Raw genomic sequence first — 12,926 nt, 5'->3', positions numbered from 1 at the left:
TGGTTTTTTAAGGAACGATCAATAATTCCGTTCCGGCTGTATCCACGGAACTTCCCCCAACCATGATCCGCACCCGGCAGGACTGTGCCTTAAACTGCATGTCCTGATTCCAAAAAGCCAGCTCCTCGTGGCCAAGTTTGAAGACAACGCTCTGCTGTTCCCCTGACGCCAATTCGATCTTCCGGAATCCCTTAAGTTCGGCGATCCTCCGGCTAATTCCAGATTCCCGCACCCGAATATATAATTGGACCGTTTCGGCGCCGCTGAGCGGACCGGCATTAACAATCCCGACCGTTACGGTCACCTGTTCTCCAGCTTCCAACTCGCTCACTTTGATCCGATCAGTTGAAAGGGAAACATCCCCGTATTCAAAATTCGTGTAGCTAAGCCCATAACCGAAAGGATATAGAGGAGATGAAGGCATATCAACGTAATGACGAGGTCTTCCCGGGTCCTTCTGATTATAGTAAACGGGCAGCTGTGCCGCGGAACGGGGCATCGAAACCGGCAGTTTTCCGCTTGGATTCACCTTCCCGAACAGATTCTCCGCAATAGCCTGTCCCCCTTCCGTTCCAGGATACCACCCGCATAATATCGCATCGCAGTGCGCCTCAATACCGGTTAATGCATGAGGGCGGCCTTGAATCATGACGGCAACGATCGGTACGCCCGTGGCGGCGATACGCTCAACCAACTGTTCCTGAACACCACCAAGAGAAAGACTGGCCAAATCAACGCCTTCGCCGCAGTCCATTTCGGAGGGACTTCCTTCTCCCACGATGGCTTCACCATTGCTGTCAAAGGCCCCGTTAAACTGACGGGCGCTGCTTCCACCGAGCACCAACACGGCCACATCCGCCTCCCGGGCGGCGGTGACAGCTTCCTTAAAGCCTGCTGTTGACCCGTCCCGGATTCCACAGCCAAGCGCAAAGACCACTTCGGTCCCTTCCGGTGCGCACGTTCGAATGCCTTGTAGAACGGTCGTCCCTTTCCCTTCCCGCTGCACGCTCGTATAATCGCCCAATTGGTTGTACAAGCGATCGGCGTTTGGACCGATGACTGCGATTTTCCGCTTCTCCCCTTTCGGAATGTCCAGCGGCAGCAGCTGATTCGTATTTTTAAGCAGGACGATGGACTCCCTTGCCAGCTGAAGATTGGTTTCCCGCGCTGCCGGCGCGCCTACAGCCGAAATGGCCCGGGTCTCATCTGCATATGGGCGGTCAAACAGTCCGAGCCGGAACTTGAGGCGAAGTACCCGGCTAACTGCACGATCGATGATTTGCTCAGAGATCAACCCCTGGCTCACCGCCTTTTCCAGAGTGGAAAACGCAGTGTCCCATAAGCTCAGATCAACGCCTGCAGACAATGCGAGGGCGGCAGCGGACTCATGGCTCCCCGTCAGCGCTATAAGCCTGTCTACGGCGACGCCGTCGGCCATGACGATCCCTTCGAATCCCCATTCCTCCCGGATGATGCCTGTTAATAGGGCATGATTGGCATGACAGGGAATTCCGTCGATTTCATTATAGGCAGCCATAAAGCCCGCTGCTCCCGCCTTTGCCCCAGCACTGGCGCCAGGCAGATGAATCTCTCTCAGCTCCCGTTCGCCGATCGCCGCAGGCCCGGCGTTCCGCCCGCCTTGCGCAGTCCCTTGGGCACAGAGATGCTTGAGCACAACAGCCACTTTGTCTGAACCCGCCAGCATTTCGGGCGTAGTCCCCTGCATTCCCCGTACGGCCGCTTCCGTAAACCGCGCAGCCAGAAAAGGATCTTCACTGAAGCATTCTTCGGAACGCCCCCAGCGCGGGTCATGCAATATATCAAGAGCCGATACAAGTCCAATATGGGCTCCCCTGCTCCGGATCTCCGCCGCGATGTATGAACTGGCGCGCTGCATCAGATCCGGATTCCAGGTGGCGCCTACGCCCAGGTTGACCGGAAACAGCGTTCCGTCCAACGCCTGGTGCCCATGAGGGCACTCCTCTGTCAGCAGTACCGGTATCCCGAGGCGCGTATTTTCGACGACATAACGCTGAACCTTGTTGGCAGCTTCCGCGCTTTTCTCTGTCGGGATTCCGTTACCATAATGAACGCCGGACCAAGGATCGCTGCGGAACAATCCGTACAGCGCACCCATTCCTCCGCCGCGGGCGACCTCCTCTTTAAAGGCTTCGGTCAGCGTGATCTCTTCGCCTGTCCGGACATAAGCGTCCCATCCATACATCCGCTGATTCAACTGCCCTACTTTTTCCTGCAGCGTCATCCGCTCGATTAAATCTTGGACCCTTTCCTCGATTGAATAACCGGGCTGCCTATATTTCTCCATCCTTAAGTCTCCTTCCGATATCTCCTTCGCTACTCTCCCTCAGCCTTTTTACCGGCCATCAACCCGCGGTATTCCTTCGGAGTCATTCCCGTATACGTCTTGAAAACCGACACAAAATATTTATACTCCTTGTACCCCGCCTGGTCTGCAATCTCGAATACTTTATCATGGGTCGTCGCAAGGAGCTTCTTGGCATGGTTAATCCGTTTCTCGTTCATATATTCGGTGAAGCCCTTGCCCGTACTCTGCTTAAATATATAACTGAAATGGCTTGGCGTGATTTTCAGCCAGGAGGCAACCTCCGAAGCCTTTAAATCCATCCTGAATTGATCATCCATGTACCTCTTTGCTTTCTCGATAATCCAGTAAGACTTATCAAGTCCGCTTACGTTGACTTGGTGCTGCAGTTCCAGCATCTCGTCCAGCACCAGCGTTTGAAGGGAATGATAAGAATTGTAAATGCTCAAGTCGGCAGCCGCCTTGAATCCTGCATCCATATCCGGCATCCCGCTTCGGCGCAGCTGCTGGCGCAGCAGTACCCATAATTCTTCATAAATATGAAGGATATCCTCCAGTAAAAGTCCATTTTCCCGAAAAACGGCAAACATATCGGCGATAAATGCACCCAGTTCTTCAGGAACCTGTTTAAAAAGCCTGCTGACCAGCTCCCGGACAGCCGTCACCGTGTCATAGTTTGGAGTCACCCTCTGCATCTCCATGGCTTCCCGGTATTCAGGAAGCAGCAATTGCTGTCCTTCCAGAACATAATACGGCAGCAGGCTGACCGCTTCCGTGCATGCGGATGCAGCAAGCTCAAGCGTATTGAAAGGTGCCGATACGCCGAGGTAAACGGTACCTATGTCTTCAAGGCGTGCAATCATTCCGCTTAGCAGTTCATCCCAGACCGGACGCTCCTGAGGGGGTTTCACCACGATCAACGAAATCATCAGATTTTTGTTCTTCAGGACGGAAACCGATTCCAGGCAATGATTGTCGTTAAACAGATGGTTAATCGCCTTACTCCATCGATTTTGGAGCGCTTCCAATTCATCTGACGCCGTTCCGCCAAACCAGGTATGATAATCGGCGATCTGCGAAGCCACAATACGGTACTCCGTCCCCAGCAGGCAGGCGGGAACTTTGCCGGATGCAAAACCGCTTCTGACAAGACCTGCAAACCAAAGTCTCGCTTCCTGCAGTCCCACATGCTCCTGTCGGTCGACCCGGCTGACAACTCCCTTCACGACGGCTGTCAGTTCATCGACGTCCACCGGCTTAAGCAAGTAATCCGTCACACCAAGCCGCATTGCCTGGCGCGCGTAATCAAAATCCTCATAGCCGCTGACCAGAATCATGCACACCTCCGGAAAGAGGACCTTCAACCGCTCAGCAAGCTGAAGCCCATCCATGCCGTCCATGCGGATATCTGAGAGAACGAGATCTACTCCGCCCAATTCGGCGATTCGCTGCAGCGCCTCTCTGCCATCTTCCGCTTCTCCGACAACTTCGACGCCATAATCTGCCCAATCGATCGTATGATGAAGTCCTTTGCGGATCACGGCTTCATCATCAACGATGAGCATCCTGATTTTTCTGGACTGTTCCGGGTTAACCGTCATTTTCATCCACCGCCAGGCTAAGCTGTATGTCAGCATCGGGAATCCGCAGCCGCACCCAAGTCCCGTCCGTAGAAGTCTGAACGACTTGCAGCCCGAACCCTTCACCGAAATAGATCGAAAGTCTATCGTGTATGTTCATCATGGCGCCCTCCCTGTTGACGTCCGCCCCCGCATGTTCCAGCGCGGCCTGAACTTCTTCTTTACGCTCCGGCTCCATTCCCGACCCATTGTCAACCACATCGATCCAGATTTCGCCGGTGTTTTTGTAGCATTTCACATGTACGATATACCGCGGCTTATTTTTGTCCAAACCGTGTTTGATAAAGTTCTCCACCAAGGGCTGAATGGTCGCTTTCAGAATCGGCACCTGCTCGATCCCAGCCTCCATGAACAGCGCATACTGAAGCTTGTCACCAAGGCGATTCTGCTGCAAAAACAAATACGACCGCACGAACTCCATTTCTTTGTACAGAGTCGTCTCGTAGTTCCCGTTGTCGATGCTGCTGCGGAAAAACTTCGAGAGCATCTCAATCAGCTGACTCGATTTGGACGCTTTCTCCAGCCTAGCCGTCCAGCGGATCATATCAAGCGTATTATACAAAAAATGGGGATCCATCTGGTTCTGCATTAGCTTTAGTTCCGATTCCCGCTGACGAAGCTCGAGCTTATATTTATGCTCAATCAATTCCTTAATCGTGACCACCATTTCATTAAATTTACGGTTGAGCTCGGCAATTTCGTCATGGGAATTGACCGGAACCCGAGCGTTATAATCGCCGTAGGTCACGCGGTTCGTCTCCTTTTTCAGCCGGAGAATCGGGCGGATAATCGTATAATGGAACCCGATGAGCGCCGTGAGTCCGAGAAGCTGTATCACGGCGATAATGAAGATCATCAATATTTTGACGCTCCGGAATTCCTGATTAACCTTCACTTCCGGAATCATCGAGATGATCGTCCAGTCCGTATTTTCGATCCGGTTATAAAGCGTCAGATACCGCTTGTCCTCTATTTTCGCCGTAATAAAGCCATCTTTGCTGTTCTCAAGCTCATTCATCAGCGCGTTGTCCGGCACATATGCCTCCGGCAAATGATGCTTCGATTCCATAATCATCTGCCCCTGATCCCCAACGATGAACACGCTCCCGCTGCCCTCCTCGAAAATCCCTTTTTCCAGAAGCTCCACGATGCTCGCTTCATCCAGACGAATGATCAAGCTGCCCAGAGGTTTAGTAATTTCGCTGTACGAATTAAGCAAACGAAACAAGGACAGCACGCGGACACGTCCGTTCCATCCGCTGTTCAGCTCATACCCTTCCGTCCAGACGATCCCCCCCTTCCGCTGCCTTGCCAGCTCCATCCACCGTGACTCGTCCCCGTAGAACGGTTCTCCCATCCCGATAAAACTTCCGTTCAATCCGGAAATTTCAATCGAACGGATGTAACTCTTCGACATCAGCTGGAACGTCAGAAAGTCTTCGATCTTCCGCTTGAGATCCGTCTTTTGATCGTTCGTGAGCGGAGGGCTGCTTCTTAGAAAAGTTCTCATATCCGGGCTGAGAATCAAATAATTGGCAATGTCCTTCACCATCGCGGTCTGTTCTTCCAGTTGGTTCGTTACATTGTCCAAATTGCGTTTGGTCGAGTTGATAAAGCGCTCTTCCAGGATCTGATTAAATTTATGCTGAACAACGACGCCAACGCCGAGAGTCGGCAAAAGGACGAACAGCAAAAATATGACAAGCGCCTTCTTTTTCAAGCTGAAATTGCCTAGATGCCTTCTGAAGCTTGTCTTCATGCGATCTTCTCCTTCAGGCTGCCCTGCGCATCACCCTTTGACCGCTCCTGCCGTCATACCGCTTACCAGCTGCTTCTGCAGCAGCAGATAGAAGATAATAATCGGAATCAGGGCAATCGTAAGCGCGGCCATCTGTAGTGTCATACTGGCCGTTTCGATGCCGGCAAAGTTAGAAAGGCCCAGAGGCAGCGTCTTTAGGGAACCCGAAGTAATGAGTACAAGGGCGAACAAATATTCATTCCAGTTATAAATGAAATTTAGTATAACGACCGTAGCCAGGGCTGGTCTTGTGATCGGCAGGAGGATCGACCAGAAAATACGATAAATTCCTGCACCGTCCATGACCCCCGATTCTTCCAGATCCTTCGGAAATCCCCGCATGAAGCCTTCCAGGATAAACACGGTCAAGGAAAGATGGAACGCCGTATAGGGCAGAATCAATGCTAACCGCGTATCCAGCAAATGTACCTTTTGCATGATCAGGAAGATCGGAATGAGTGTCGCGTGAATAGGCACCAGCATGCCTAACAGAAACAACCCATACACGGTACCCCGCAGCTTAAACGTAAACCGCGACAAAAAATAGGCGGCAAGCGAACCGAGCAGTACCGTGACGGCCAACGACACGAATGTAATGATGATGCTGTTCAAAAAGTACGTGTTCATATTGGCAACTTTCCAGGCACCGGCATAGTTGGAAAACTGCAAATGCGACGGGAGCGAAAACGGACTTCTGGAATATTCCTGCTCTTCCTTAAACGAATTGACGACCATCCAAAATAACGGAACTATATTTATAATAGCGAACAGGCTCAAAAAAGTGTATGCAATTATATGGAACAGTTTGGACTTTCTGACCAAGGGATAACCTCCTTCCTTTAAGCGTTCTTTTCTCTTCCGAGTCGGTTTAACAGACTTATGACAATCAAACTGAATAGTAGAATCAGTATCGATACCGCACTCCCATATCCGTAGCGCATATTCATAAAGGCGCTATTGTACATGTAAATCGTCATGACCTCGGTCTGATGGGCAGGGCCGCCTCCGGTCATGATCTGAATAAGATCAAATACACGGAAAGAGTTGCTGATGCTGTAAACAACGCCCACCATAATCGTCCCGCGGATCATCGGAATCGTTATGCGCAGCGTACGCTTTAGACCGGTCGCCCCGTCCAGTGCGGCCGCTTCGTTAACCTCGTCCGGAATGTTCTGCAATGCAGCCAGAAAGATAACCATATAGAGTCCGCAGTTTTGCCAAATGTAGGCGATGCTGATGGACAGCATAGACCATTTGGAATCGCCCAGCCAATTCTGCTTCCAGCTCTCTGCGCCGAATAAACCAAGTACATTGTTCAGCATTCCATATTCCGTGTTGTACACCATACCCCAGATCATGGACACCATGACCGAAGAAATGACCACGGGCATGAAACCTATTGTCCGGAAGAATCCGGATCCTTTCATCTTGCGGTTAAGCAAAAGGGCGAGCACAAGCCCGAGCGGGATCTGGCCTGCCAGCCCTGTTACCATAATGATGAGATTGTTTTTGACCGACAGCCAAAAAATGTCGTCTTTCAAAATATCCAAGTAGTTATCCAAGCCGACAAAGCTCATGGAGCCGATGCCGTTCCAATCCATTAGCGAGTAGTACAGCGACAGTCCGATCGGAACGATGGCGATTCCCAGGTAGATGAGAAGCGCAGGAAATAAGCCAAGAAAGATGGCTAGCTTCGTCCCTTTTAAGGTGTGCATATATGGTCCCTCCTTTTCTTCACCCCACTCATGCGATCTGATAAAAGGAAGAAAACCCGGTAGCCCAGGTTTCCTTCACGTTTTTCATTTCAGACACGAACAGGCTCGCAGTGCCATTCTATTTCATGTTATCGAAAGCTTCCTGAACATCCTTGGCTACCTGCTCCGGAGTCCCATGGCCAACAGTTAGCGCCTGCAGGCCGTTTTGCATGACGTCAACCACCTGTGTCGGAATCACGCTGTCGAATACCGGAGCGGTTCCCTTACTGGTGAGTTCCATCATTTCTTTCAAATACTTGCTTGCATCTGCGGGAATGTCCACCTTTGCAGGAACAACGACCCCGCTGCTAATCAGTTGTTTATACAAATCCTCGTTCACAAAAAACTTCAGAAACTCCTCGGCGGCCTGCTGCTTTTTCTCGTCCAGTCCGCTCTTAATCCCGATGCCGTATTGTACGACTCCGGCGCTCTTGGCAGGATCACCTTTTCCGCCATCCACTTTCGGGAACAGCGCGATTCCGAACTTGTCCCCTTCATCGTTTTGGATACGAATGCGGCCGTCAACGGTCGAAGAGGAAATATGCATTGCCGCTTTTCCCTGGATAAAGTAATCCTGGGCCTGCACCGTATCCATATTGTTAGCGTCGGTATTAAACGCCTTCAGTTTGCTGAGCTCATCAATGACGGAGATCGCCTTGACGAAATCCGGGTCGGTAAATTTGGCTTCCTTGTTCATCACTTTCGTCAAGAAGTCGCTGCCCGTAAACCGGTCACCGACGATGGACAGGTAGGAGGATTGCAGCGGCCACTGCTCTTTATTTCCTAAAGAAATCGGCGTCATTCCCGCGTCCTTCAGCTTTTTCACTGCATCGATGAATTTCTCATAGGTATCCGGGAATTGGTCGTAGCCCACTTTGGCCAACATCTCTTTGTTATAGTAGATAATATCCACGAATGTCTGCTTGGTAGGGATGGCGTATTGCTGGTCGCCGACTTTAAAGCCGGCCAGCGCGCTTTCTGGAAGAATGCTGTTCCACTGGTCCATCATGTCATTAATCGGTGCAAGCAGTTTACCGTCTACAAGCGGGGCCAGATCCGCTCCCGGCCATAACACGTCGATGTCGGCCAAATTGTTGCCTGCAGCGAGGGTACGCAGCTTGGTCTTGTATTGGGCAGAAGGCACGCCGTCCTGCTTAATGATGATATCCGGATGCTGTTTTTCGAACTCTTCGATCCGTTTCTTATACACATCATTGTCCACGTTTGGCGATGTCCAAGGATGCATCATGGTCAGCGTCACTTTCCCGTTCTTGGCATCAGCTCCTCCGTCCGCCTGATTACTGCCGCATGCGGCAGTAATCACCATAATGACGGCAACCAATCCTGTCATCAGCCATTTCAATCGATTCTGTGATTTTTTCATACCTTTCCCCTTCTTTTCATATAAAGTAGTATTCTCGAATACCGGAGCTGTCCTACACCAAAGATTCGTTCAAAATATGCTGGACCAGGTCATCCAGCGGAACGGTAGCCAGCGCAATCGCCGTATCCGTCACGCCGTAATAAATATAGAGAAGTCCGTCTTTTACCACGTTGCCCGTCGGGAAAATGACATTTGGTATTTGGTAGCCAAATTTCTCGTAATAAGTTTCCGGCTCCATAATAAAATTTTTCGTCCGGGCGATGACTTTCTCCGGTTGTTCCAAATCCAGCAGCATCGCTCCAACGCGGTACACCGTGTCCTCGTCCACTCCATGGTAAAGGACCAGCCAGCCGTGATCCGTTCGTACCGGAGGAGTGGAACCGCCGATTTTTTTAGATTCCCACTCCGGATTTTCGGCTTTGGCGAGAAGCACAGGCTCGTCCCAGTGGATGAGGTCTTCCGAGCTTGTGATCCACATCGCGGCTTTCTCCGTGCCGTAAGCTTCCCCGACATATTCTTCAGGACGCCGAAGAAGGTAGTATTTCCCGTTTATTTTTTCGGGGAATAGAATATTGTCGCGATCATTGATATCCAGCGGCGTCGTGTCCGATACAAACTCCCAGTCCAAGAGATTGTCCGACTTGAGTATAGAGGAACGGGTTAGCCAGTGTCCCTCCTCTTCGCCCCATCCGTCCGGATAGGAAGGTATGGAACGCTCAGGTACACCCGAACCGGTCGGATAGTAGCTCATTGCGCATGGGCGCAGCGCGTAATTCAAATAGTACGTGCCCTCAATCTTGACAATCCGCGGGTCCTGAACACTTCCGTAAGGAAAACCGAGCATGTCCGGTGTGATAATCGGTTCATCCTTGACATGGGTGAAATGGACGCCGTCCTCACTTTCGAGAAGCCCCAGCACGTTTTTGCACGGAGTCAGTGATTCCGCCGTCCGCTCAATCATGTAGAATTTGCCGTTATCCATGATTACCGCCGGATTGAATACGGTTACTTTTCTCCAACTATATATGCCCGGAACGACGATCGGATTTTCCGGATGTCTTGTGATCTTCATGGGGAAAGCCTCCTTGTAAGCCCTTTATTTTCTCGTCACGGTTATTATAGCTCCCTACCAAAACACAAAATATCCCATAAACTTTCGAAAACATCCGAATAATGCAGATCGTTTTACTAATGTCAGTTATAAATAACGAAGAGCAAACAAAAACCGCCCCCTGCTGCGATGTCCGGGAGACATCGCTTTACAAGGGACGGTTTTGCTATTGTTGTATGCACTGAGAACAAGTCAGCTGCTCTAATCCGGGAAACTCCCCGTTTTATCTGAAGTCCTTCGGAATTCTGCGCGCCACCCCGGTCAGGATCGCCGCCTGGACTACGGCTTTGCGGATTTCGATCACAACCTGCTCGTTAAAAATACTCGGGATGATGTACAGCTCGTTCAGCTCCCCGCCCGAGACGACCGAAGCGATCGCCCGCGCCGCCGCCAGCTTCATCGGTTCGTTGATGCAGCGGGCCCGGCAGTCAAGCGCTCCGCGGAACAGGCCTGGAAAGACGAGCACGTTGTTGATCTGGTTCGGATAATCGCTGCGCCCGGTCGCGTAGACCCGGGAATGCGGAATCGCCTCTTCCGGCGACACCTCCGGCTCTGGATTCGCCATCGCAAAGACGATCGGATCCGGCCCCATGCTGCGGATATCCTCCCCGTTCAGCAGATTGCCGCGCGATACGCCGATGAAGACGTCGGCCCCTTTAATGACCTCTTTAAGCGAGCCTTCGTTCGCTTCGACCTGCGGCTGGTCTGCCAGCCACTGCCACATCGGATGGCTGTATGTACCTCCCCTGACGATTGCGCCTTCCCGGTCAACCGGAACCAGCTTCGTTACGCCGGCGCTGAGGAGCATTTTGCAAATGGATACGCCCGCCGCACCGATGCCGTTCACGACGACCCGGATATTCTCCATCCGTTTGTTGACCACCTTCAGGGCGTTCAAGAGACCGGCGATGACGACCACGGCCGTACCATGCTGGTCATCATGGAATATCGGCATATCCAGCTCCTGGGCCAGCCGCGTCTCGATTTCGAAGCAGCGCGGAGAACTGATGTCCTCCAGGTTGATGCCGCCGAAAATCGGGCTGATCGCCTTGATCGTCCGGATAATTTCCTCCGTGTCCGTCGTGTCCAGGCAGATCGGAAACGCATCGACGCCGGCAAGCTGCTTGAACAGCATCGCCTTGCCTTCCATCACGGGAGCCGCCGCATGCGGACCGATATCCCCAAGTCCGAGAACGGCTGTACCGTCGGTAATAACCGCTACCGTATTGCGTTTAATCGTGAGCGAATAAGCCTTATCCTGGTCTTCGTGGATCGCAGTGCACACCTTGGCCACGCCCGGCGTATACACACGCGACAAGTCGTCCCGGTTTTTGATCGGCAGCGTCGGCTGAACCTTGATTTTGCCGCCCAAGTGAACGAGAAAGGTCCGGTCGGACACGTTGATCAGCTTGATACCGTCATGCCGCTTCAGCGATTCTACGACGCGGTCCTCCTGTGTGTCGGCCACCTCAACCGTAATATCCCGCACAGAAGAATCCTTCCCGGGGCGGATGACGTCGATGGAGGTGATGTCCCCTCCCGATTTACTGATCGCGGCTGCGACATCCCCAAAAGTCACCTTCCCGTGATCCAGCTCAACCCTAAGAATAATACTCGTATTCGCCATGATGCATCCTCCTGATTCAAGGTTTAAAAATAGCCACCCGTACTTTTAAAGCCATTTGTCATTTGTCCGAAGTCTGACGACCCGGCTTTGTAACCGATTGCAATTCTATCATAAGCTGATCCATATTCAGGCCACAAGCTCGTCCGGTTTTGACTTTTCGGATCGAAACCGCCCGCAACATATCTTAACAATAACCGCGAAACTGCACAAGCGTCAGTCGTATTCATGAGGATCGGGAGTAACTCAGCGCTCCCACCGGCAGCTTCGGCCCGTGTATAGTTTATAAACGCTTGGGCCGTTACACGCCGCGTTTCATATGTACCTGGCTGACCGATATGCCAAAACCGGCTTCCTTCAGCACGCCCGTCAGCATCGTTTCGGACCCGGGAATATTGACGGTACGCAGGGTCAGTCCTAGGCTGGACTGCCCAAACACTTCGCTTAGGAGGCCCTTCATCAGCGCCAAAGCGTCTTCGCTTTGCCCGCCCAGAACCTTGCATTGAAACAGTGACGTGGAGGTATGCGTCCCCTGATCATCGAAGCCCCTTTTATACAGTGCGTAACCGGCAGGCTGACCTTCCGGATCGAACGCGATCAGCGATTCGCCGTTCACGACGCTCTCCCATTGCGTCTGCCAAGGCTGGTTATTGACCGGCACGTGCAGCCTTTGGATATCCTGCGGAATGCCCCTGCGGAATTCGTACTTCCCGGAACCGCCGCCGGTCAGCGCTTCATCTTTCAGGCTTTTGCATTCATAGAAGAAGAGATCGTCAATGACCTCATATCCCATCCGCTCGTACAGCGATATCGCCGGCTTGTTATCGCTCAGCGCTTCGAGCAGGGCGACATCCGCACCCTCCGCTTTGTACAGCTCAAGGCTGGCCTTGATCAGCAGCTTGCCGATGCCTTTGCCCCGATACGCCGGGATGATCCCCGTTCCCCCGTTCCATGCTGTCTTCACGCCGTCGTTATTCCGCAGACCGTTCATGACAAAACCGACGGGAATACCGTCCACACAGCCGACGATCGATTTGGCGAGCGACAATCCTTGATCTGCACTTCTCTTGAGGAGCATGTCCATACTCATCGTGATGGGGACCGAATACCCCTTAAACCCTTCGTTCCAAAGATCCGTAAGCTCGGCAGGCGAAAATTCACTCATCCTTCTCATGATTACATTCATTTTCATTCATTCCCCACTTTCTGCAGATCTAACGGAAGTTCATCAAAGCTTTAGTTCAATCTATATACATAATGAATAAAATGTG

9 protein-coding genes are annotated in these 12,926 nt (G+C 51.9%); all 9 read right to left on the bottom strand.

The features are described from left to right. Window positions 1-7: 7 nt before the first annotated feature. The 9 genes from ABIE48_RS10200 to ABIE48_RS10160 all read right to left on the bottom strand — a co-directional run bounded on the left by ABIE48_RS10200 (window position 8) and on the right by ABIE48_RS10160 (window position 12,847). On the bottom strand, window positions 8-2,326 hold the full coding sequence (locus ABIE48_RS10200; protein WP_192714641.1) for a glycoside hydrolase family 3 N-terminal domain-containing protein: 2,319 nt from the start codon (window positions 2,324-2,326) through the stop codon (window positions 8-10). Between the two features lie 29 nt (window positions 2,327-2,355). Then, a complete protein-coding gene (locus tag ABIE48_RS10195) occupies window positions 2,356-3,945 on the bottom strand; it encodes a response regulator transcription factor (protein ID WP_354518804.1) in 1,590 nt (529 codons plus the stop codon). After that, window positions 3,935-5,743, bottom strand: coding sequence for a cache domain-containing sensor histidine kinase (locus tag ABIE48_RS10190; protein WP_192714643.1), 1,809 nt, complete (start codon window positions 5,741-5,743; stop codon window positions 3,935-3,937). The genes ABIE48_RS10195 and ABIE48_RS10190 overlap by 11 nt, the downstream gene beginning before the upstream one ends. 30 nt (window positions 5,744-5,773) lie before the next feature. Continuing rightward, complete coding sequence (locus tag ABIE48_RS10185; RefSeq protein ID WP_076167609.1) at window positions 5,774-6,604, bottom strand: carbohydrate ABC transporter permease; 831 nt, start codon at window positions 6,602-6,604, stop codon at window positions 5,774-5,776. Between the two features lie 17 nt (window positions 6,605-6,621). Then, window positions 6,622-7,497: a carbohydrate ABC transporter permease gene (locus ABIE48_RS10180; protein WP_145156891.1), complete on the bottom strand. Its 876-nt coding sequence runs from the start codon at window positions 7,495-7,497 to the stop codon at window positions 6,622-6,624. 118 nt (window positions 7,498-7,615) lie between these two features. Then, window positions 7,616-8,920, bottom strand: a complete 1,305-nt coding sequence (locus ABIE48_RS10175) for an ABC transporter substrate-binding protein (protein ID WP_192714644.1) — start codon at window positions 8,918-8,920, stop codon at window positions 7,616-7,618. A gap of 52 nt (window positions 8,921-8,972) precedes the next feature. Further along, entirely contained in the window at window positions 8,973-9,992 is a 1,020-nt protein-coding gene (locus ABIE48_RS10170) for a glycoside hydrolase family 130 protein (protein WP_192714645.1), read from the bottom strand. Between the two features lie 262 nt (window positions 9,993-10,254). After that, window positions 10,255-11,658 (bottom strand): NAD-dependent malic enzyme, encoded by a 1,404-nt coding sequence (locus tag ABIE48_RS10165; protein ID WP_076167619.1) that lies wholly within the window; start codon window positions 11,656-11,658, stop codon window positions 10,255-10,257. A gap of 298 nt (window positions 11,659-11,956) precedes the next feature. After that, window positions 11,957-12,847, bottom strand: a complete 891-nt coding sequence (locus ABIE48_RS10160; protein ID WP_354518800.1) for a GNAT family N-acetyltransferase — start codon at window positions 12,845-12,847, stop codon at window positions 11,957-11,959. Window positions 12,848-12,926: the final 79 nt, after the last annotated feature.

It is taken from the genome of Paenibacillus sp. OAE614 (genome assembly GCF_040546645.1).
In the GTDB taxonomy this organism is placed as follows: domain Bacteria; phylum Bacillota; class Bacilli; order Paenibacillales; family Paenibacillaceae; genus Paenibacillus_AQ; species Paenibacillus_AQ favisporus.
The sequence above is the reverse complement of the archived record's forward strand: the minus strand, read 5'-3'. Positions and strand labels throughout refer to the sequence as shown.

Coding starts and splice junctions, on each gene's coding strand:
- ABIE48_RS10200 (WP_192714641.1), bottom strand. CDS start 2,326: ATGGAGAAATATAGGCAGCCCGGTTATTCAATCGAGGAAAGGGTCCAA.
- ABIE48_RS10195 (WP_354518804.1), bottom strand. CDS start 3,945: ATGACGGTTAACCCGGAACAGTCCAGAAAAATCAGGATGCTCATCGTT.
- ABIE48_RS10190 (WP_192714643.1), bottom strand. CDS start 5,743: ATGAAGACAAGCTTCAGAAGGCATCTAGGCAATTTCAGCTTGAAAAAG.
- ABIE48_RS10180 (WP_145156891.1), bottom strand. CDS start 7,497: ATGCACACCTTAAAAGGGACGAAGCTAGCCATCTTTCTTGGCTTATTT.
- ABIE48_RS10175 (WP_192714644.1), bottom strand. CDS start 8,920: ATGAAAAAATCACAGAATCGATTGAAATGGCTGATGACAGGATTGGTT.
- ABIE48_RS10170 (WP_192714645.1), bottom strand. CDS start 9,992: ATGAAGATCACAAGACATCCGGAAAATCCGATCGTCGTTCCGGGCATA.
- ABIE48_RS10165 (WP_076167619.1), bottom strand. CDS start 11,658: ATGGCGAATACGAGTATTATTCTTAGGGTTGAGCTGGATCACGGGAAG.
- ABIE48_RS10160 (WP_354518800.1), bottom strand. CDS start 12,847: ATGAAAATGAATGTAATCATGAGAAGGATGAGTGAATTTTCGCCTGCC.